The organism is Kitasatospora sp. CMC57 (assembly GCF_045866025.2).
Lineage (GTDB): Bacteria > Actinomycetota > Actinomycetes > Streptomycetales > Streptomycetaceae > Kitasatospora.
Window position 1 is genome coordinate 2909848 of the sequence record NZ_AP035881.2, and the last position, 21320, is coordinate 2931167.

At 71.6% G+C, this 21320-nt stretch carries 19 protein-coding genes; 12 read left to right on the forward strand and 7 right to left on the reverse strand.

Annotated features, from left to right (window positions below; all coding sequences use genetic code 11):
- The first annotated feature begins 13 nt into the window (after positions 1 to 13).
- Together ACKUU6_RS12770 and ACKUU6_RS12775 are read left to right on the forward strand one after the other, a co-directional pair.
- Positions 14 to 955, forward strand: coding sequence for a hypothetical protein (locus tag ACKUU6_RS12770; protein WP_415927190.1), 942 nt, complete (start codon positions 14 to 16; stop codon positions 953 to 955).
- A 316-nt stretch (positions 956 to 1271) separates the two neighbouring features.
- Positions 1272 to 2036, forward strand: a complete 765-nt coding sequence (locus ACKUU6_RS12775) for a hypothetical protein (protein WP_407988621.1) — start codon at positions 1272 to 1274, stop codon at positions 2034 to 2036.
- A gap of 85 nt (positions 2037 to 2121) precedes the next feature.
- Here the strand turns inward: ACKUU6_RS12775 and dapC are convergent, their stop codons facing one another.
- Together dapC and fdxA are read right to left on the reverse strand one after the other, a co-directional pair.
- Positions 2122 to 3267, reverse strand: coding sequence for a succinyldiaminopimelate transaminase (gene dapC / locus ACKUU6_RS12780; RefSeq protein WP_407988622.1), 1146 nt, complete (start codon positions 3265 to 3267; stop codon positions 2122 to 2124).
- 4 nt (positions 3268 to 3271) lie between these two features.
- Complete coding sequence (gene fdxA, locus ACKUU6_RS12785; protein WP_057227153.1) at positions 3272 to 3604, reverse strand: ferredoxin; 333 nt, start codon at positions 3602 to 3604, stop codon at positions 3272 to 3274.
- A 131-nt stretch (positions 3605 to 3735) separates the two neighbouring features.
- Here fdxA and ACKUU6_RS12790 point away from each other — a divergent pair, with 131 nt between their 5' ends.
- The gene (locus tag ACKUU6_RS12790; protein ID WP_407988623.1) at positions 3736 to 4749 is read left to right on the forward strand and encodes a GNAT family N-acetyltransferase; all 1014 of its coding nucleotides are present in this window, start codon (positions 3736 to 3738) and stop codon (positions 4747 to 4749) included.
- 21 nt (positions 4750 to 4770) lie between these two features.
- Positions 4771 to 5643, forward strand: a complete 873-nt coding sequence (locus tag ACKUU6_RS12795) for a transglutaminase family protein (RefSeq protein ID WP_407988624.1) — start codon at positions 4771 to 4773, stop codon at positions 5641 to 5643.
- Positions 5644 to 5682: 39 nt separating this feature from the next.
- Here the strand turns inward: ACKUU6_RS12795 and ACKUU6_RS12800 are convergent, their stop codons facing one another.
- From ACKUU6_RS12800 to ACKUU6_RS12820, 5 genes are all read right to left on the reverse strand, one after another.
- Positions 5683 to 6288 (reverse strand): response regulator, encoded by a 606-nt coding sequence (locus ACKUU6_RS12800; RefSeq protein WP_407988625.1) that lies wholly within the window; start codon positions 6286 to 6288, stop codon positions 5683 to 5685.
- Positions 6285 to 7529 (reverse strand): sensor histidine kinase, encoded by a 1245-nt coding sequence (locus ACKUU6_RS12805; protein ID WP_407988626.1) that lies wholly within the window; start codon positions 7527 to 7529, stop codon positions 6285 to 6287. The genes ACKUU6_RS12800 and ACKUU6_RS12805 overlap by 4 nt, the downstream gene beginning before the upstream one ends.
- An 8-nt stretch (positions 7530 to 7537) precedes the next feature.
- Positions 7538 to 8260, reverse strand: a complete 723-nt coding sequence (locus ACKUU6_RS12810; RefSeq protein ID WP_407988627.1) for an ABC transporter permease — start codon at positions 8258 to 8260, stop codon at positions 7538 to 7540.
- A complete protein-coding gene (locus tag ACKUU6_RS12815; protein ID WP_407988628.1) occupies positions 8257 to 9207 on the reverse strand; it encodes an ABC transporter ATP-binding protein in 951 nt (316 codons plus the stop codon). The genes ACKUU6_RS12810 and ACKUU6_RS12815 overlap by 4 nt, the downstream gene beginning before the upstream one ends.
- A gap of 147 nt (positions 9208 to 9354) precedes the next feature.
- Positions 9355 to 11475: a S9 family peptidase gene (locus tag ACKUU6_RS12820; protein WP_407988629.1), complete on the reverse strand. Its 2121-nt coding sequence runs from the start codon at positions 11473 to 11475 to the stop codon at positions 9355 to 9357.
- Between the two features lie 230 nt (positions 11476 to 11705).
- On the opposite strand from ACKUU6_RS12820, the gene ACKUU6_RS12825 reads away from it, so the two are divergent.
- From ACKUU6_RS12825 to ACKUU6_RS12860, 8 genes are all read left to right on the forward strand, one after another.
- Positions 11706 to 11900, forward strand: a complete 195-nt coding sequence (locus tag ACKUU6_RS12825; RefSeq protein WP_407988630.1) for a DUF2304 domain-containing protein — start codon at positions 11706 to 11708, stop codon at positions 11898 to 11900.
- A gap of 36 nt (positions 11901 to 11936) precedes the next feature.
- The gene (gene mshB / locus ACKUU6_RS12830; protein ID WP_407988631.1) at positions 11937 to 12836 is read left to right on the forward strand and encodes an N-acetyl-1-D-myo-inositol-2-amino-2-deoxy-alpha-D-glucopyranoside deacetylase; all 900 of its coding nucleotides are present in this window, start codon (positions 11937 to 11939) and stop codon (positions 12834 to 12836) included.
- Complete coding sequence (locus tag ACKUU6_RS12835) at positions 12833 to 13261, forward strand: DUF6113 family protein (protein ID WP_407988632.1); 429 nt, start codon at positions 12833 to 12835, stop codon at positions 13259 to 13261. Before mshB ends, ACKUU6_RS12835 begins: the two co-directional genes overlap by 4 nt.
- A gap of 281 nt (positions 13262 to 13542) precedes the next feature.
- Entirely contained in the window at positions 13543 to 15633 is a 2091-nt protein-coding gene (locus tag ACKUU6_RS12840) for a hypothetical protein (protein WP_407988633.1), read from the forward strand.
- Between the two features lie 535 nt (positions 15634 to 16168).
- Positions 16169 to 17197 (forward strand): ABC transporter permease, encoded by a 1029-nt coding sequence (locus ACKUU6_RS12845; RefSeq protein WP_407988634.1) that lies wholly within the window; start codon positions 16169 to 16171, stop codon positions 17195 to 17197.
- Positions 17198 to 17295: 98 nt separating this feature from the next.
- Complete coding sequence (locus tag ACKUU6_RS12850) at positions 17296 to 19068, forward strand: ABC transporter substrate-binding protein (RefSeq protein ID WP_407988635.1); 1773 nt, start codon at positions 17296 to 17298, stop codon at positions 19066 to 19068.
- Between the two features lie 129 nt (positions 19069 to 19197).
- On the forward strand, positions 19198 to 20175 hold the full coding sequence (locus ACKUU6_RS12855; RefSeq protein ID WP_407988636.1) for an ABC transporter permease: 978 nt from the start codon (positions 19198 to 19200) through the stop codon (positions 20173 to 20175).
- 67 nt (positions 20176 to 20242) lie between these two features.
- Positions 20243 to 21316, forward strand: a complete 1074-nt coding sequence (locus ACKUU6_RS12860) for an ABC transporter ATP-binding protein (RefSeq protein ID WP_407988637.1) — start codon at positions 20243 to 20245, stop codon at positions 21314 to 21316.
- Positions 21317 to 21320 lie beyond the last annotated feature (4 nt).

The following is a 21320-nucleotide window of genomic DNA, read 5'->3' on the forward strand; positions in this document are numbered from 1 at the left end:
GGCGAGAGGGGTTGTGGTGGCCGAGACTGCGGCAGAGGAGACGACGGGCCGTCGGCGTCGGCCGGTGGCCCGGGTACTGGTCGGGCTCACCGCCCTCGCGGTGCTCGCGGGCACCGTGCTCTACCTCAACCGGGACAAGCTGGTCCCGCCGCCCGAGGGCTGCACCGTGGCCACCGGTACGGGCAAGGGCGACCTCGAACTCGCCCAGGCAGCCAACGCGGCCACCATCGCCGCGGTGGCCCTCTCCCGCGGCCTGCCCGAGCGGGCCGTCACCATCGCACTGGCCACCGCGATGCAGGAGTCGAAGATCCACAACCTGTACGGCGGCGACCGCGACTCGGTCGGCCTGTTCCAGCAGCGCCCGTCGCAGGGCTGGGGCACCGTCGAGCAGATCAGGGACCCGGTGTACGCCACCAACAAGTTCCTGGACAGCCTGGTCAAGGTGCCCGGCTATGCCCGGCTGCCGCTCACCGACGCGGCCCAGGAGGTGCAGCGCAGCGGCTTTCCGCAGGCGTACGCCAAGCACGAGACCAACGCGACCCTGCTCGCCTCGGCCCTGACCGGCCGCGAGCCCGCCGCCCTGAGCTGCGTGGTGCACGACCTCGCGGCCACCGCCGCAGCGGCCAACCAGGACGTGCCACAGCCGGGCCTCGCCGACCGGGCCCGCCGCGAGTTCGGCAGGCTGGTCACCGCCACGCCGGTCCCGCCGGCCGGCAAGGAGACCCGGACCGGCATGGCGCTGACCCCGCAGGCCGGGGCCACCCAGCGGCAGACCGGCTGGGCGGTGGCCCAGTGGGCGGTGGCCCAGGCCGGGGACCTGGGAATCGGTCAGGTCTCGTACGACGGCAAGGTCTGGAAGGTCGACAGGCCCACCGACGGCTGGCAGTCGAAGGGGGCCGAGGGCGTCGGCGCGGACCGGGTGCTGGTCACGCTGGGTGCCCCGAAGACCGGTTGACGCACTGATGAGCTACCACCGGCCGACCGGGTGATTCCGGTCAATCCTGGTGGACGGCTCCAGGCTCCCGGGCGGGCCGGGCAGGAGTCTCCGTACTCTCCTTGTGCACCAAGAGGTGTGACGTTTCGTCAGCCCGTGGCGAGCGGGGCGAAATGTCGCGAGTGTCCAAGAATGGATCGCTGCTCCTTTGCCGGTTCTTGACCTTCGAGCGGCGAAACCTTCTGGCTCCTCCAGCGGTAATAACGTCGTCCGCCCGACGGACACCCCTGGCCCGAGTACGTGCACAGCCGGGGGGACCTCACCTCTTAGGAGCACCATGTCTCTCCCCCTCACGCGCCGGATCGCCCAGGCCGCGCTGCTCGTTGCCGCCGCCGCGACCCCGATGGCCGCAGCAGGCGCGGCGTCCGCCGCCGACCTGGTGCCGCCGACCGACCTGGGGGCCGGGTTGAGCCAGCTCGACCAGCCGAACGCGACGCTCCAGGGGGCCACCCACGACGCCGGCCACGCCGCCGCCGACACCACTGCGGCCACCGTGCAGACCGGCGTCCCGGCCACCGCCGACGTCGCGGGCAAGGCCGTCGCGGGCGCCCTCCCGGACGCCGACCAGACCCTCGGCAAGGTGGCCGCCCCGGCCGCCAAGACCACCGAGACCGCGGGCGTGCTCGCCGCCGTCGCCGGCAAGGCCGCCCCCGCCCTGGTCGACCGGCTCGCCCCCGCCGTCACCGACAAGGTGCCGCACCTGCCCGGCTCCCCCGCGGCCGGCACCCGCAGCGCCGCCGTCCCCGGCCTGCCGCTCGGCCAGCTCACCTCGGGCTCGCTCACCGGCCTCGCCTCCAGCGCCCTCCCGACCGGCGGCATGCCCGACACCCACCAGCTCACCGGCGCCCTCCCGGCCGGCCTGGGCAATGCCCTGCCCGACACCGGCAAGCTCCCGATCGACACCCAGGACCCGACCGACGGCAGCAACCGCCTGGGCGGCGCTCCCGGCCTGGGCGGCGGCGGCCTCGGCGGCGGTGCGCTCGGCCCGGTGACCGGCCTGCTCGGTGGCGGCCTGCCCGGTGGCCTGCCGCTCGGCGGCTGATCCTCCGTCAAAAAATCGGCCCCTGCCCGGATCGGGCAGGGGCCTTCGCCTTGCGCAGGGCGCTCAGTCGCACCGCCGGCAGCTTCTAGCGCTTGAGGCGCGCCACCGCCGCCGCGACCCGTTCGTCGGTGGCGGTGAAGGCCACCCGGACGAACCGGTCACCCGCGGGGCCGTAGAAGTCGCCGGGCGCCACCAGGATGCCCAGTTCGGCGAGTTCGGCGACCGTCTCCCAGCAGGGGCGGTCCTGGGTGGCCCACAGGTACAGGCTGGCCTCGGAGTGCTCGATCCGGAAGCCGTACGCCTCCAGGGCCGCCCGCAGTGCGGACCGGCGAGCCGCGTACCGCTCGCGCTGCTCGGCCACGTGCCGGTCGTCGGCCAGCGCCGCGACCGTCGCGGCCTGCACCGGCGCGGGCACGATCATCCCGCCGTGCTTGCGGATCTCCAGCAACTCCCGGACCACCACCGGGTCGCCCGCCACGAACGAGGCGCGGTAGCCGGCCAGGTTGGACCGCTTCGAGAGCGAGTGCACGACGAGCAGGCCCTCGTGGTCGCCGCCGCAGACGTCCTGGTTCAGCACCGAGACCGGGTCGGCCTCCCAGCCGAGCTCCAGGTAGCACTCGTCGCTGACCAGCAGCACGCGGTGCTCCCTGGCCCAGGCCACGGCGTGCCGGAGCTGGTCCGCCGTCAGCACCCGACCGGTCGGGTTGGACGGGGAGTTGAGCCAGAGCAGCCGGACCCGGGCCGGGTCGAGTTCGTCCACCGAGTCGTACGCGACCGGCTCGGCGCCGCACAGCCGGGCGCCGACCTCGTAGGTCGGGTAGGCCAGCGTGGGGTAGGCCACCTGGTCGCCGGGGCCGAGCCCCAACTGGCCGGGCAGCCAGGCCACCAGCTCCTTGGAGCCGATGGTCGGCAGGATCGCCTCCGGGCCGATCTCGGCCCCGAGCCGGCGGCGCAGCCAGCCCGCGATCGCCTCGCGGAGCTCCGCCGGGCCCCAGACGGTCGGGTAGCCGGGCGTGTCGGTGGCGGCCGCCAGCGCCTTCTGGATCACGTCGGGGACCGGGTCCACCGGCGTGCCGACGGAGAAGTCGCAGAGTCCGTCCGGGTGGGCCAGCGCCGTCCGCTTGTACGGCTCCAGCTTGTCCCAGGGGAAGGTGGGCAACAGGTCTGAGACGCGGCGCGCCGCCCCCGGGTGACCCGGGAGCGGCGCGCGCGTGGTGTCTTCGGTGCTCACTCGCTCAGTGGCCGCTGTCGGCGTTCTGCGGCGGGAGGGCCGCGATGAACGGGTGGTCCGAGTCGATCAGGCCGAGCTTGGAGGCGCCGCCCGGGGAACCCAGGTCGTCGAAGAACTCGACGTTGGCCTTGTAGTAGTCCTTCCACTCCTCCGGGGTGTCGTCCTCGTAGAAGATCGCCTCGACCGGGCAGACCGGCTCGCAGGCACCGCAGTCGACACACTCGTCCGGGTGGATGTAGAGCGAACGCTGACCCTCGTAGATGCAGTCAACAGGGCACTCTTCGATGCACGCCTTGTCCTTGACGTCGACACAAGGCTGCGCGATGACGTAGGTCACGCTGTCGTTCCTCCTCGGTTGGGCGTGGCAGCCCAAACTAGTTGCTTGCGTGCGCGGATACGCGCGGCGTCGTCGATGCCCGCCCCTAGTATCGCGGGTCAGAGACCGCAATTGCACAGGAGGTGCCCTTGATGATGGATGGAACCGTCGCCGGAGGCCGTCCCGAGGTCCGGCTCGACCGCTCTGACGTGGGGCGACGGGTCTCGGTACGGCGCATTTCGGAGCTGGTGAACGACCGGCCGGTGTTCCGCGATGTGATCGGGGTGCTCGCCCGTTGGGACGATCACGGCCTCACCGTGGTGCCCAGGACCGGCCCGGAGGTCACCTTCCCGGAGGATCTGCTGGTGGCAGGCAAGGCGGTCCCGCTCTTCCCGGGCCGGCGCGCCCCACTGCCCGCCAGTTCCCCGGTGGAGCTGCAGCGGATCGCCTCCCGCGGCTGGCCGGCCGTCGAGCAGGAGCAGCTCGGTGACTGGACACTGCGCGCCTCCGCCGGTTTCACCCGGCGGGCCAACTCCGTCCAGACCCTCGGCGATCCGGGCCTCCCGCTGCCCGAGGCGCTGGACGCGGTCCAGGACTGGTACGCCGCGCGCGGCCTGCCCGCAGTCGTCGAGGTGACCACCCCGGGCTCGCCGCCCGATCTGGCCGCCGAACTGGCCCGGCTCGGCGCCGAGGAGGCCCCCACCACGGTCCGCGTCGCACCGCTGGCCGGTCTGGTGAGGCTCGGCTCCGGGCACGACCGCGTACGGCTCGCCCGGACCGCGGACGCCGCCTGGCTCTCCCGCTACCGGCGGGTCACCGACGACCCCGAGGTGGAACGGGCCGCCCACCAGGTGCTGCACGGCGGCCCCTCGGTCTGGTTCGCCACGGTGCCCGGTGTGCCGGGACAGCCGCCGATCGCGATCGGACGGTGCGTCATCGACGGCCCCTGGGCATGCTTCGGCGCGATCGAGGTCGCCCCGCACGCCCGCCGCACCGGGCTGGCCTCCACCGTGATGGCCGTGCTGGCGGCCCGCGCCGCCGAGGAGGGCGCCACCGGCGCCTACCTCCAGGTCGAGGCGGTGAACACCGGCGCGATCGCCCTCTACGACCACCTGGGCTTCACCACCAGTCACACTTACCACTACGCCGGCCTGCCCCGGCGGTAGCGTCACCGGAGAGTGTGGACAGTGACCGAGCAGAGCCGTGCACGTTTCCGCGCCGAGGCCAGGGCCGACGACCCCGACCCGGTGCTGCTCTGTGTGCTCGCCGCCGCCGAGCACACGCTGGCCGAGCCGCCCGCCGACGGCTCCGAACCGCCGACCCTGGACGAGCTGGTGGCGGCCTGCCAGGCCGCCCTGGACCGGCACGCCGCCGCCGTCCGGCTGGCGGTCCGTGAGCGGGCACCGGCCGGCGCCGACGAGGTGGCCGCCCTGCTGGCGGCCGTGCTCGGCGGCCGGGAACGGTTCCACGGGCGGCCGGCCGACTACCGGCGGCTGGAGTCCTCGCTGCTGCCGGACGTGCTGCGGCGGCGGCGCGGCCTGCCGATCATGCTGGCGCTGGTCTGGCAGACGGTGGCCCGCCGGGCCGGGCTGACCGTCCGCGGCGTGGCCCTGCCCGGCCACTTCATCGTCGCGGTGGGCGACCCGGCCGGCGGCGAGGAGTACGTCCTCGCCGATCCGTACCACGGCGGCCGACTGCTCGACCTGCCCGACGTGGCCCGGCTGGCCACCGCCGCCGGACACCACTTCTCACCCGAAATGCTCTCCCCCGCCCAGCCGTTGGACGTGGTCCTCCGGGTGCTCGGCAACATCCGGAGCTGGGCCGCCGACCGCCCCGAACACGCCCGCACCCAGCTCTGGGCCACCGAACTCTCCCTGCTGCTCCCCCGCCACCCGGCGCAGCTGCGCCTGGAACGCGCCCAACTCCTGGTCCGCACCGGCGACTTCATCGCGGGAGCAGCCGAAATGGACGCCTACGCGGAGATCCTCGACGCCTTCGACCCCGACGGCGCCTCCCGCACCCGCCACGAAGCCCGCGCCGCGCGACACCGGCTCAACTGAAGTCGCCTGCCGGACTCTCGGTTCGGGCCGCCGCAGCGCCTATAGCCAGCCCTTTTCGCGGGCGAGCCGTACCGCCTCGGCCCGGTTGCGGGCCGAGGTCTTCTGGATGGCCATCGACAGGTAGTTCCGTACCGTCCCCTCGGAAAGGTGCAGCCGCGCCGCGATCTCGGCGTTCACCGCACCGTCCGCCGCCGCGCCGAGGACGTCGCGCTCGCGGGCGGTCAACGGGTTGGCACCTTCCGCCAGTGCCGCGGCGGCCAGCGTCGGGTCGATCACCCGCTCGCCCCGGAGCACCCGCCGGACCGCCTCGGCGAGTTCCGCCGCGGGGGCGTCCTTGACCAGGAAGGCGTCGGCCCCCGCCTCCATCGCGCGGCGCAGGTAGCCGGGCCGTCCGAAGGTCGTGGCGATCACCACCCTGGTGTCCGGTGCGGCCCTGCGGAGTTCGGCCGCCGCCTCGATGCCGGTCATCCCGGGCATCTCGATGTCCAGTACGGCGACCTGCACCTGGTGGTCGAGCACGGCGGCCACCACCTCGTCGCCACGCGCCACCTGGGCGACCACCTCGATGTCACCCTCGAGCGAGAGCAGCGCGGCCAGCGCCTCCCGCACCATTCCCTGGTCTTCGGCCAGCAGCACCCTGATCATTCGGGCACACTATCGGCCACCACCCGGACCGGGACCAGCGCCCGCAGCCGGAATCCCTTGCCGCGGGTCCCGGGACCGGTGTCGAGCCGGCCGCCGACCAGGGCGAGCCGCTCCTGGAGGCCCGAAAGCCCGTTCCCGGCCGGGGACTTGCCCGGCCCTCGGCCGTTGTCGCTGACCTCCAGGACGGCGAACCGGCTGCCGTCCTCCTCCCAGGTCCGGTCGAGCCCGATGCCGCACCTGGTGGCGCCCTGGCCGTGCCTGACCACGTTGGTGACCGCCTCCCGGAGCGCCCAGGCCAGCGCGGCGGCCTCCGGGGCGTCCAGGTCGGGCTGCGGGTCGGCGATCGCCGGGTCGGCCTCGACGGTGATCTGGGCCGCCGTCAAGGCGCTGCGGGCGGCCGCGAGTTCGACCGCCAGGGTGGGACGGCGGAAGCCGCCGATCGCCTCCCGGACGTCGGTCAGCGCCTGCCGGGCGACCTGCTCGATGTCGTCCACCTGGGACCGGCCCGCCTCGCCCTTGTCCTGGTCGAGCAGCCGGCCGGCCAGCTGGGCCTTGATGGTGATCAGCGAGAGCGAGTGGCCGAGCAGGTCGTGCAGGTCGCGGGCGAGCCGCAGCCGCTCCTCCGAGGCCGCCAGGTGGGCCACCGTGGCCCGGGCCTCGCGGAGTTCGCGCATGGTGCTGATCAGCCGCTGCAGGCCGTTCATGGCCAGCCCGCTGAGGAAGCAGGGCAGCACGATTGCCGCCATGGTGTCCCGCTCGGTGTTGATGACCAGCGCGACCAGCACGGCGATCGCGGTGATCGAGGCCACCCCGATCAGGCCGAGCCTGGGCGGCAGTACGGCTCCGACGCAGACCGAGGTGTAGGTGAACAGCACCAGCCAGGGCACCCCGAAGGTGAGCGAGGTGGCCAGCGCCAGCACCAGCATCACGCCGGCCACCGCCAGCCCGCCGTGCCAGTGCGGGGAGGCCATCGAACGGACCGCGACCACGCCCAGGTACGCGGCCAGGAAGGCGGACAGCGCGGCCCAGCCGGCGATCTTGCCCGCCAGGGTGTGCTCGTCGCCGAGCAGGTCCTCCACGGGGTAGTAGAGGTAGACCATCCAGAGCAGCATCCAGGCGAGCTTGACCACCAGTTGGCGGACGTTCTCGACCCGGGCGCCCGGCACGACGGCGAACGAGTCAGCGGCACCGCCCGCCGCCGTCCCGGTGGGACGGAAGCGGGCGGGGAGGAACTTCGACATGCCGGTCATCATGCCTGCTTGGTGTCCTTGCGGTAGAGGAAGGCCGCCCCGGCGACGAAGACCACCAGGAAGCCGGCCAGTCCGGCCACCGCGCCGAGGTCGAGCGACTTGCCCGGCTGCACGAAGCTGGCCAACTGGTTGTACAGGTACACCGGGTTGAACCGCGCCACCGTCTTGAGCGAGTCCCCGACCGGGAACCAGGTGCCGCCGAACAGCGCCATCAGCATGTAGACGATCATCACGATCGGCTGCACCGCGTCCGGCTGGGCCGCGTAGCCCAGCGCCACCCCGAGCGCCGCGAAGACGAAGCTGCCGAGCCAGAGCGCCACGCCGAGGCCGAGCCACTCGGCGGCCGAGAGCTCGACGCCCTCGAAGGCGCCGATCACGAAGATCACCAGGATCGCGGGCAGCGTGGTGACCGCGCAGGAGGCGATCTTGGCGACGGTGTACGCCCGGCCGGGCAGGGCGGTCAGCCTCAACTGCCGCACCCAGCCGCTCTTCCGCTCCAGCGAGATCCGCTGCGCGCTTCCGGTGAGCACCGCGCCGACCGCGCCGAAGGTGGCCATCGAGACCATGAAGTACGCCTTCACCGACACCCCGCCGGCCACCGTCCCGCCGTCGTAGGCGTTGATGAAGAAGACGTAGAGCAGGGCCGGGTAGAGCACCGTGAACATCAGGTAGCGCTTGTTGCGGAAGGTCCGCATGATCTCGAGCTGCACCAGGGTCTTCATCGCGCGTTCTCCTCGTCGGCCTCGCCGGTGATGGTCAGGAAGGCCTGCTCGAGGCCCAGGCTGGTGACTTCCAGGGCCCGCGGGTAGAGCCCGGCCCGGTACAGGCCGGCCACCCCGGCGTCGGCGTCGGTGCTGCGGATCCGGACACCGCGCACGCCGTCCGGACGGGTCGTCAGGTCCAGGCCCACGGTGCCGGGCAGGGCGCGCAGCACGCTCTCCTCGGCGGTCCCGTCGGCGGGGTGCAGCTCGAAGGAGATCCGGCGGGCGCCGGCCTTGGCCTTGATCTCGGCGGAGGTGCCGTCGGCGATCAACCGGCCCCGGTGCAGCACCAGGACCCGGTCCGCGATGGAGTCCGCCTCCTCCAGGTAGTGGGTGGCGAACAGCACCGTGCGACCCGCGTCCGCCTCGGCCCGCATCGCGGCCCAGAACTGCTGGCGGACCGAGACGTCCATGCCGGTGGTCGGCTCGTCCAGCACGATCAGGTCGTTGGCCCCGGCGATCGCGAGGGCGAACCGGACCCGCTGCTCCTGGCCGCCGGAGAGCTTGTCGACCTTGCGCTCGGCCAGCTCGGTGATCCCGGCGCGCTCCATCACCGTCGTCGGGTTGTGCCCCCGGGGGTGGACGTCACAGGCGAACCCGACCAGTTCGCGGACCTTGACCTCGCCGAGCAGGCCGCCGCTCTGCAGCATCGCGCCGACCCGGCCGGCCTCGATGGCTGCCCGCGGGCTGCCGCCGAAGAGCGAGACGGTGCCCTGGTCGGGCTCCCGCAGACCGAGCAGCAGGTCCAGGCTGCTGGACTTGCCGGCCCCGTTCGGGCCGAGCAGCGCGACCGTCTCACCGGGCCGCAGCACCAGGTCCAGACCGTTGACCGCCTGCACCGAGCCGTAGCTCTTGCTCACCTGACGGAAGGCGGCCACCTCGGTCTCCGCCGCTGTCACCGTGCCCATGTCCTGTCCTCTCCCCGTTCGGTCCGCCTCTCGGCCCGACCACTCAAGAATCCCGGGAACAGGGGGTGCGCCGTCAGTGTGCACCGTCGTGTGCTCCGCATGACGGATGTCACGGCCCCGGCGTGACGCCGGGGCCGTGACCGACCGTCAGCTGTTGATCGAGAGCCCCAACTCCCGCTTCAGGAAGTCGACCTGAAGCAGCAGCAGGTTCTCCGCGACCTGCTCCTGCGGGGTCATGTGGGTAACCCCGGAGAGCGGCAGCACGGTGTGCGGGCGCCCGGCGGCGAGCAGCGCGGAGGACAGCCGCAGGGTGTGCGCGGCCACCACGTTGTCGTCGGCGAGACCGTGCACAAGCATCAGCGGGCGCTCCAGCTTTGCGGCGTCGGCGGTCAGCGAGTTGGTGTCGTAGACCTCGGGATGCTGGTCCGGGTGGCCGAGGTAGCGCTCGGTGTAGTGGGTGTCGTAGAGCCGCCAGTCGGTGACCGGTGCGCCGGAGACGGCCGCGTGGAACACGTCGGGGCGGCGCAGCACCGCGAGCGCGGCGAGGTACCCGCCGTACGACCAGCCCCGGATGGCGACCTTCTCCAGGTCCAGCGGGTACCGGTCGGCCAGCGCCCGGAGCGCGTCCACCTGGTCCTCCAGGGTGGCCCCGGCGAAGTCGAAGGCGATCGCCTTCTCCCACTCCGGGCTGCGGCCCGGGGTGCCCCGGCCGTCGGCCACGATCACCGCGAAGCCCTGGTCGGCGAACCACTGCGAGGTCAGGTGCGGGTTCTGCGACCGCACCACCCGCTGCCCGTGCGGGCCGCCGTACGGGTCCATCAGGACCGGCAGCAACCCGTCCCGCTCCCGGTCGTAGCCGGTCGGCAGCAGGACGGCGGTCGGGATCCTGCGCTCGCCCGCGAAGACGAACTCCGGGCGGGCGGTGATCAGCGGCGTCTCGGCGTACGAGACGACGGTGGCCAGCGGCTCGCCGTCCACCAGCACCTCGACCCGGCCGCCGGACCAGGCCGGGTCCGCGCTGACCAGCACCGTGACGTCGCCGCCCCGGACGGCGGAGACCGCACCGGCGGCGCCGAGCCTGGTCAGGCCGGTGCCGTCGAGGCCGATCTCGAAGGTGCCGATCCAGCCGGGCACCGGGTCGCTCTCATCGCTGCCGCCGCTCGCGGTGAACAGCACGGTCGAGGCGCCCACCGAGAGCACCGACCTGACGTGCAGCCGACGGTCGGTCAGCTGCCGCTCGCCGACCACCAGGGCCCGGGCGCCGTCCTGGTCGGCGATCCGGACCAGCTGTCCTTCGGCGGTCCTGGCCGGGACCCCGGAGAACAGGTCCAGCCAGACCGGGTCGCTCTCCTCCAGCACCGTACTGGTGGCGCCGGTGGCCTGGTCGACCGTCAGATACCGCTGGCTGCGCTGGTCGCGGGCCTGCACCAGCAAGGTGAGCTCCTGCTCGGACCAGTGCACCCGGGCCAGGTAGGGGAAGGCCGCACGGTCCCAGCTCAGCTCGGTGCGGGAGCCGTCCAGGCCGAGCAGCCAGAGGCCGACCTCGGCGTTGGCGGTGCCGGCCGCCGGGTAGGCCACCTCGGCGGGCACGCTGCCGGGGTTGGCCGGGTCGGCGATCCACCAGCGCTGCACCGGGGCGTCGTCGGCCCTGGCGGCCAGCAGCCGGTCACCGGCCGGGGCCCACCAGTGGCCGCGGTCCCGGTCCATCTCCTCCTGCGCGATGAACTCCGCCTGACCCCACGTCACCCCGGCCCGCTCCGGGGTCGCCAGCGCCCGGTCCCCGGAGCCGTCGGTACGGGTCACCCGCAGCTCGCCCTCGACGGTCGCGTACGCCACGTGACTCCCGTCCGGCGACAGCCTGGGGTCGACCAGCGGCCCGGCGGCGGGCAGTTCGCGGGTCGGCCGCTCCCCCGTCAGGTCAGCGACGAACAGGCGGCCGGAGAGCGCGAAGGCGGTCAGCGCCCCGGTCCCGTCCAGGGTGTAGCCGACGATGCCGGCCGAGCCCTCCCGGCTCCGCTCCCGGCGGGCCCGCTCGGCGGCCGACAGGCTCTCCTCGCCGCCGCCGAGCAGGGCCACCGGGTCGGCGGCGATCCGCTCCAGACCGGTGGCCGGGTCCAGGGTCCAGAGCAGGTTGGCGCGCTCCTCGCCGCCCCTGGCACGGAGGAAGACGACCCGGGACCCGTCGGGTGCGACGGCGAAGGACCGGGGGGCGCCGACGGTGAAGCGCTGGGTGCGCGCGTACTGCCGGGGAAATGTGTCGGTGGTCATGGCACCGACCCTAGACGGTGATCACTCGTTCGGAGCAGGACCCGTAACCCGCGTCACCGGGCCTCCGCGCCCCTTCCCACCGGCCCGGGGGCCGGGTGACGGGCTGCTCCGAACGGGCCGGACGTCTCACCGAACGTAATGCGTCGCTCACTCATCGGGTATTCCTTGAGCCACATGTCCCCGCCGCCCCGCCCAGGGCGGTGCACCCGAGAAAGAAGGGTGTGAGCCTGATGGCTCTCTCCATCTCCGCAGCAGTCCTGATGCTGGTCATCGTGGTGGTACTGATCCGCCGCTCCGGGCTCAAGCTGGCGCACGCGATCATCTGTTCGCTGCTCGGCTTCTACCTGGCGTCCAGCTCGATCGCCCCCTCGATCCAGCAGGTGACCAGCAACGTGGCCGGCATGATCAACGGCATCAAGCTCTGAGCCGGCCCGGACGGGCCGGTCGGTAGGCTGCCCGGTATGACCGCTGCCTCCGACCGGCCCGCGCGCCGGCTGCTGCTGGTGCACGCCCACCCCGACGACGAGTCGATCGGCAACGGCGCGACCATGGCCAGGTACGCCGCCGAGGGCGCCGCCGTCACCCTGGTGACCTGCACGCTCGGCGAGGGCGGTGAGGTGATCCCGCCGGAACTGGCGGAGCTGACCGCGGACCGGAGCGACACCCTCGGCACGTACCGGATCGGCGAACTCACCGCCGCGATGGACGCGCTGGGGGTCACCGACGTCCGCTTCCTGGGCGGCCCGGGCCGCTACCGGGACTCCGGGATGATGGGCCTGCCGGAGAACGACCGCCCCGACTGCTTCTGGCGCGCCCCGCTGGATGAGGCCGCCGGTCACCTGGTGGCGGTGGTCAGGGAACTGCGGCCGCAGGTGCTGGTCACGTACGACGAGCAGGGCGGCTACGGGCACCCCGACCACGTGAAGGCCCATCAGGTCGCCATGCGGGCGTACGAGCTGGCCGCCGACCCGGCCTGGCGGCCGGAGCTCGGGCCGGCCTGGCGGATCGCCAAGGTGTACTGGAACCGGATGCCGCGCTCGGTGATCGAGGCCGGGTTGGCCGCGACCGCCGCCGCCGCACCGTTCCCCGGGGTCGCCGTCCCGGCCGACGTGCCGGGCGTGGTGCCTGACGAGCTGGTCACCACGGTGCTGGACGGCACGGCGTACGCCGGGGCGAAGGCGGCCGCGATGGCGGCGCACGCCACCCAGATCACCGTGTCCGGCGCCCACTTCGCGCTGAGCAACGACCTCGGACAGCCGCTGGTGGCCACCGAGTACTACCAGCTGGTCCGGGGCGAGCCCGGACCCGAGCTGCCGGAGACCGACCTTTTCGCCGGTCTCGGGCTGGAGGCGCACCGATGATCCGCACCCTGCCCGCCCGGGTACTCGGCAGCCGCGAGGAGCGGTTGGCCGAGCGTCAGCCGTCGCGCACCGGGCGCCTGGTGGCCTATCCCGTCCTGTTCGTGCTGGGCGCCCTGGTCTCGCTCTGCGGCTGTTTCGTGCAGTCGCTCTGGCCGCCGGCCGGGCTGCTGCTGTCCCTGACGGCGACCGTCGCGGTGTTCTACGGCGGTGTGCGGGTGACCGGAACCAAGCTCGGGGCAGGGGTGCCGCTGGCGGGCTGGTTCCTGCTGCTGCTGGTCCTGATGGCCCCGCGCCCGGAGGGTGACTTCGTCCTGGCGGCCGGGTTCACCTCGTACGCCTACCTGTTCCTGGGCGCCGTCGGCGGGGTGGTCTGCGCGACCCTGCCGACCAGGTCGGGCTTCGGCTACGGGACTCTGACGCGCTGACGGTCCGGGAGCGGTGACCCCACCTTTCCCGGAGACTGCCCCACCTTTCCCGGAAAAAGGGGACGTAACGGGTTCTATCCGAACCAGTTCACCACGTACGTTTGCCCAGTAAGGTGGTGCCGCGACAGGCCTGCCGGCCTGCCGAAGCTATGTGAAGAGCTGGTGTCGGAGGGGTGTTCGGTCCCATCGGCCGGTGCAGCAGCCGCCGCCGGAAGACCGTCGTCCCACAACCCGCGACCGCCGTTCCCACGGCGCGGCCGCGAACCCGGAGCAGAGCAGCATTGAGCAGCCGCGAATCTGACAGCGCGCATCCGTCGCCCCGACGTACCGGGCCGGATGCCTACCCGTCGGGCACCCCGCCGTACGGCACGGGCATCCCGAACGGCGCCGACCCGTTCGGCCCGACGGGCGGTCAGCAGGCGGCCGCCCGGCCGGCCGAGGCCGAGGACGTCCCGAAGACCGAGACCACGCTGACCACCCGGGTCAGGATCAACATCCCCGGCTCCCGGCCGATCCCGCCGGTGGTCGTGCGCAGCACGGTGAAGAACGGCGAACCGGCTGAACCGGCCGGGCCCAGGCACCGCTCGGCCCCGTCCTCCCCGGTGCTGGGCGTGGTCGACGCGGCCGCACCGAGCAGCACGCCGGCCAACCTGCCGCCGGAGTGGCAGCAGGAGGCTCCCGCCGGGCCGCCCGACGGCGAGTCCACCGGCGAGTGGTTCCGCCCCCGGCAGAAGGGCGCGCCGGCCCCGGTGACCGCAGGTGCGCCGCGGGCCGAGGCCGCCGCCCAGCAGCCCGCGCCGAGGCCCTCCGGCGCCCCGGCCTCGCCGTTCGCCCCGTCCGGGCCGCCGGCGCCGACCGGCCGGGCGGACGACCCGTACGCCGACCGCCGACCGCCCGCCGGGCCGTACTCCAACGACCCGTACGCGGCGGACCCGTACGCGGCGGACCCGTTCCGCGAGGAGCCGGTCCGTCAGGCGCCGCAGGGAGCGGACCCGTTCGCGCCCAGATACGCCGGCGAGCCGGAGGACACCCAGATCGGCGGTTTCGACCCGATCCAGAACGAGTTCGAGACCCCGGCCCCCCGGCCCGGCGCCATACCTGGCGGTGCCGCGATGTTCGGCTCCGCTCCCCCGGCCTCCCCGCAGCCTCCGAAGGACCCGTTCGGCACCGGGCAGTCGCCCGCGCCCGGGCGGTTCGCCGACGTCTCGTACGAGCCCGCCGAGCCGTTCCCCGGCACTCGCCCGACCGGCGGCCGACTGCCCGCTGCCGACCCGTTCGGAGCGTCGGACCCCTTCGCCACCACCGACCCGTTCGCGACGGCCGGGCCGCCCGCATCCGCCGACCCGTTCGGTACCGCGGTGCCCGAGCCGGCCGTCGAGGCTGAGGAGCCCGCGCCGAAGCCCGCCGCCAAGGCACCGGCGGCGGCCCGCCCGTCGGGCGGCAAGGGCCGCAAGCTGGCCACGTACGGCGTGGTCCTGGTGCTGTTCGCCGGCGCGGCCGCGTACGGCACCGGGCTGATGCTCAATCAGGCCGACATCCCCAAGGGCACCACGGTGCTCGGCACCGACATCGGCGGTGACACCCGGGACCAGGCGGTCAGCGTGCTGGACGGCACGGTCGCCAAGACGGGGCTGCAGCCGCTCAAGCTCAAGCTCGGCGAGCAGACCGTGGACCTCGACCCGACCGCCGCCGGGCTCGGCTTCGACACCACCGCGACGGTGGACGGGCTGACCCGGCACAGCTACAACCCGGTCGAGGTGATCGGTTCACTGGCCGGCGGCAGCAAGGCGGTGGCTCCCGAGGTACGGGTGGACCGGGCCAAGCTGAAGGCCGCGCTGGAGGGTCTGAGCGCCAAGTCCAGCCTGGGCCTCCAGGAGGGCTTTGTCCGGTTCACCCCGGACGGCAAGACCGAAGTGGTCCCCGGCCGGGCCGGCCAGCAGGTGGACGCCGCCGCCGCGATGGACACGGTCGAGCAGGCCTACCGGGCGCGGAGCGCCGGGCAGCCGGACGCGGTGCTGACCGTGCCGGTGACGGCCGCTCAGCCGAAGGTCTCCGAGGACGCCCTCAAGGCCGCCGCCGAGTCGCTCGGCAAGCAGGTCACCAGCGGCCCCGTCTCGGTCACGGCGGGCACCAAGCGCTGGGACTTCACCAAGGCGGTCGCCGCCAAGGTGCTCACGCTGGCCCCGGACGCCTCCGGGAAGATCGTGCTCACCTGGGACCTGGACAAGCTCACCGCCGAGCTGGACGGTGCCTTCGCCAAGAGCAAGACCAAGAAGGGCAACGCCCTGGTCCCGATCACCACCCAGGACGTCGCGGACGGCATCGCCTCGATGCTGGAGAAGACCGGCACCCGGGCGTACAAGTTCAGCTGACCCACGTCAGCTCCAGCGCGGGTCGGGACCGACACGGTCCCGACCCGCGCTTTTCGGGTCCATCGGGCGGCGAATACTCGCCAGTGGCGTGAAATTGCCAGCAACGGTGCGTGACAACGGCCCCGGGTGAATTGGGTCGATGACCCCCAAATTCCCTGCCGAGCCCAACAAAGCGGTAGTGTCCGATTATCGGACATGCAATTGCACGGGACATTCTCCGTGATAGCCGCCATAACGGACACATGGTCTACGCGCATCACATCATCGAACGCGCACACGGTCTGTTCAGATACCGGAGCGACCAAGTGCGGGTTACGGACGCGTGAACTCTCTTTGCAATGTTATGTCCGCTTTTGACGGTATCGCCGAACGCTTGTCAAGGTGTCTGGAACTACGAAGTGGTTGACATTCCAACACGAACCAAGAAATGCACGGCCAGCAACTGAGGAACTCTTGACGTTCGATAAACGACTTGCAAGAGTCCGTGCGATCACCTTTTTGCAGCCGCTACACCCCGGGCGGGAGCTCCAGCACCATGACTAACCCCACTCAGGCCCCGACCGAGGCCGACACTCTCGGGACGGCCGATACCCTCAGCCAGACCGAAGCCTCGTCCGCCGCGGTCTTCCGGGGGCTCTCTCCCGGCCAGCTGATGCGTCGCCGCTTCATGCGCGACCGGACCGGCGTGGTCAGTGCGGTGATCGTGCTGTTCTTCATCCTGATCGCGATCGCCGCTCCGCTGATCTCGATGCTGTACGGCAAGGACCCGAACACCACGTACGGGCAGAACGACCCGACCCTGCTGACCGACAGCGCCCTGCCGGTCGGCCCCAACGGGGGCATGAGCGGCGACTTCTGGTTCGGCATCGAGCCGGGCCTGGGCCGCGACGTGCTCACGCAGCTGATCTACGGCATCCGCACCTCGCTGATCATCGCCTTCGCCACCACGCTGCTCACCACGGTGATCGGTGTGGCCCTCGGCATCGCGGCCGGCTACCTCGGCGGCAAGACCGACTACTTCATCGGCCGCGCCATCGACATCCTGATGTCGTTCCCGTCGCAGATCTTCCTGGTCGCCACCATGCCGGTGGTCACCGGCCTGCTGGTCGCCAAGGACGAGGCCACGCCGACCTGGCTGCCGTTCGTGGCGGTGACCCTGGTGCTCTCGCTGCTCGGCTGGATGTCGCTGTCCCGCATCCTTCGCGGTGTGACGCTCTCCCTCCGCGAGCGGGAGTTCATCGAGGCGGCCAAGGTGACGGGCGCCTCCCCGGGCCGGATCATCTTCAAGGAGCTGCTGCCCAACCTGTGGACCCCGATCCTGGTGCAGTCCACCCTCGCGCTCCCCGCCTTCGTGACCGCCGAGGCCGGTCTCTCCTACCTCGGCGTGGGCGTCAGCGAGCCGACCCCCGACTGGGGCCGCATGATCGCGATGGCCGCCGAGTACCTCCGGTCCGACGTCACCTTCCTGCTCTTCCCCGGTCTGGCGATGGTGCTGTTCGTGCTCGCCTTCAACCTCCTCGGGGACTCCGTCCGCGACGCCTTCGACCCGAAGGCCAACCGCTGACGCCACTCTGAGCGTCACTCACAGACTCCGGGGGGATCGGCACGCCCGCCCCGGGCAACCCACCGAATATTCCGGCACTTTCACTAGGCAGGACGAAAATGAACGCACGCAAGTCACGGCGGCTCGCCGCAGCCGTCATGGTTGTCGGGGCACTGACCGTCACCACCGCCTGCTCCAGCGGCAACTCGAGCGACGGCGCCAAGCCCGAGGCCTCGAAGAGCAAGATCGCTGCGGCCTCCGTCGCGGTCGGCACCGCCGCCGACTCGACCGGCCCGGCCATTGCGGAGCCGAACGCGAAGAAGGGCGGCACGGTCAACATGATTGACCGTGACGACTTCAGCCACCTGGACCCGGCGCAGGTCTACGTCAACACCAACAGTGAGGTCTCCCTCCTGTTCACCCGTCAGCTGACGGGTTACAAGTACCTGCCGGACGGCACCCAGAAGCTGGTCGGTGACCTCGCCACCGACACCGGCACCACCACCGACGGCGGCAAGACCTGGAAGTTCACCCTCAAGGACGGGGTGAAGTGGCAGGACGGCACCGCGATCACCTCCGCCGACATCAAGTACTCGATCGAGCGCACCTTCGCGCCGTTCGTGAAGTCGGGCCCGACGTACATCCAGCAGTGGCTGTCCGGCAGCGTCGACAAGTACCGCGAGTTCTACCCGGGCCCGTACGAGGGCAAGGAGCTGGACCTCGTCCAGACCCCGGACCCGAAGACCGTCGTGATCACCTTCGCGGACGTCCACCCGGACGCCAACTTCACCCTGGCCATGACCGGCTACGGCGTGGTGCCGAAGGCTCAGGACACCAAGGAGGCGTACGACAAGAAGCCCTTCTCCTCGGGCCCGTACCAGATCGCCGAGCACGTCACCGACAAGTCGCTCGACCTGGTCCGCAACCCCAACTGGGACCCGGCCACCGACCCGATCCGGAACGCGTACCCGGACAAGTGGCACATGGAGTTCGGCGTCCAGCAGCAGCCGTCGACCGAGCGCTTCCTCGCCGACAACGGCCCGGACAAGACCGCCTTCAGCTTCCACAACACGGTCTACCGCACCTACATCGACCAGGTGAAGAACGGCGACGAGAAGCTCAAGGCCCGGACGCTCCAGGGTCTGACGCCGTACGTCGACTACTACTACATCAACAACAGCCGCATCAAGGACCAGAAGGTCCGCGAGGCGCTGATCCGCGCGTTCCCGCACCAGCAGACGCGTCAGCTCTCCGGTGGCACCAGCTACGGTGACTACGCCACCAACTACATGAGCCCGACCGTCCTCGGCTACGAGGCGAACGACAAGTACGACATCCTCAAGCACCCGGAGGGCGACCCGGAGGCGGCCAAGAAGCTGCTCGCCGAGGCCGGCGCCACCGGTCAGACGATCGTCTACGCGTTCAACAACACCCCGGTGCAGCAGCAGCTCACCGAGTCGATCCGCGTCGCCCTGGAGAAGGCCGGCTTCAAGTTCGTCCCGAAGCCGCTGGACCCGAAGACGTACTACGACGCCATCGGCCTGATCAACAACGAGTACGACCTCTACTGGGGTGGCTGGGGCGCCGACTGGCCGACCGGTTACACCTCGCTCCAGCCGTGGGACGGTCGCACCATCGCTGACGGTGCGTCGAACTACGCGCACTACAACGACCCCGAGCTGAACAAGGCGATGGACGAGGCCGCGAAGATCGCGGACCCGGTCGCGCAGGGCAAGGCGTGGGCCGCGATCGACCGGAAGCTGCAGGACGCTGCCGCGTCCATCCCGGACGTCTACCAGCGCTCGCTGAGCCTCTACGGTTCGGGCCTCGGCGGCGTGAAGTACGACTCGATCTTCGGCCTGCAGTACCCGCTGAACATCTACGTCAAGTAGTCCTTGACCGTCAGGGGGCCCCGCCCGCTTGCAATCCAAGTGGCCGGGGCCCCCTGACGGGGTCCATTCCCCGCCCTGCTCCGCCCACCGCACTTCGCAGCCGGCGCCCCGACCAGGAGAGCCCGACCCATGCTCCGTTTCCTCGTCCGCCGTTCACTCGGCGCACTCGTCATCCTGCTGATCGTCAGCATGGTCACCTTCGCGCTGTTCTTCGCCATTCCGGCGGACCCGGCGCGCCTCTCCTGCGGCAAGGTCTGCACCCCCGAGAACCTGACCCTGATCAGGCACAGCATGGGACTCGACGAGTCGGTCATCATGCAGTTCTGGCACTGGTTCAGCGGGATCTTCACCGGCCGTGACTTCTCCGCCGGCCACTGCGACGCCCCCTGCTTCGGTTACTCCTACGTCAAGCAGGAGATGATCACCGACGTCCTGCTGGACCGGTTCCCGACCACGGTGTCCCTCACCGTGGGCTCGGCCGTCGTCTTCCTGATCTTCGGTATCGGCACCGGCATGCTCGCCGCCCACAAGCAGGGCAAGGCCGCCGACAAGATCGCCAGCGCCGCTTCGCTGATCGCCACCTCGATGCAGATCTACGTCGCCGGCCCGCTCGCCCTGGTCGTGTTCGTCTACAGCACCGACTGGCTGAAGCAGCCCACGTACGTACCGTTCACCGAGGACCCGATCGGCTGGGCCAGCGGCCTGCTCGTCCCGTGGATCGTGCTGTCGCTCATCTGGACCGCAAACTACACCCGTATGACCCGCTCCTCGATGGTCGAGCAGCTCTCCGAGGACTACGTCCGGACCGCACGCGCCAAGGGCATGTCGGGCCGTTCCGTCTTCCTCCGGTTCGCCTGGCGCGGCGCGATGGGCACCATCGTCACCGTCTTCGGCATCGACCTCGGCGTCCTGCTCGGCGGCGCGATCATCACCGAGACCACCTTCGGTCTGCACGGTCTCGGCCAGCTCGCGATCGGCGCCTACAACGACTCGGACCTGTCGATGCTGGTCGGTGTCACCATGGTGGCCGCCACCCTGATCGTGATCTTCAACATCATCGTGGACGCCATGTACGCCCTGATCGACCCGCGCATCCGCCTGGCCTGACCCCGGCCGACACCCCTGGCCGTCCCAGCCGTTCCGACCTCACGTACCGCACCGAGGAGCCCCGTCCATGACCACCCAGGCCAAGCCCGAGGAGGCGGCCGCCAGCCACGGCGGCGGCAGCTCGCCCTTCCTCTCCGTCCGCGACCTCTCGGTCCGCTTCAGCACCGAGGACGGCGTGGTCCGGGCCGTGGACTCGCTCTCCTTCGAGGTCGAGGCGGGCACCACCCTCGGCATCGTCGGTGAGTCCGGTTCCGGCAAGTCCGTGACCAACCTGGCGATCCTCGGGCTGCACAACCCGGCGAAGACCGAGATCACCGGCTCGATCAGGCTGTCCGGCCGGGAGCTGGTGGGCCTGGAGACCAGGGAGCTGGAGAAGCTCCGCGGCAACACCATGTCGATGATCTTCCAGGACCCGCTGACCGCGCTGTCGCCGTTCCACACCATCGGCAAGCAGATCGGCGAGACCTACCGCAAGCACACCGGTGCGAGCAAGAAGGAAGCCCGGGACCGCTCGATCGAGATGCTGACCAAGGTCGGCATCCCGCAGCCGACCACCCGGGTGGACGACTACCCGCACCAGTTCTCCGGCGGTATGCGCCAGCGGGCGATGATCGCCATGTCGTTGGTCTGCAACCCGAAGCTGGTCATCGCGGACGAGCCGACCACCGCGCTGGACGTCACCGTCCAGGCCCAGATCCTCGACCTGCTCAAGGACCTCCAGCAGGAGATGGGCACCGCGATCATCCTGATCACCCACGACCTCGGCGTGGTGGCCAAGACGGCGCAGGACATCATGGTGATGTACGCGGGCCGGGCGGTCGAGCGCGGCACCGTGCGCGAGGTGCTGAAGACCCCTCAGCACCCCTACACCTGGGGCCTGCTCTCCTCGATGCCGAACCTGACCGGCCCGGTCGACGTGCCGCTGCGGCCGGTGCGCGGCACCCCGCCGAGCCTGATCAACCTGCCGACCGGCTGCCCGTTCAACCCGCGCTGCGACCACCGTGAGAAGGTCATCGGCGGGAAGTGCACCACCGAGCGCCCGCCGCTCGCCCCCGCCGCTGGGCACGCCACCGCCTGCCACCTGTCCGCCGGGCAGAAGCAGGACATCTTCATCGACCAGATCCAGCCGCGGCTCGGCTGAGAGG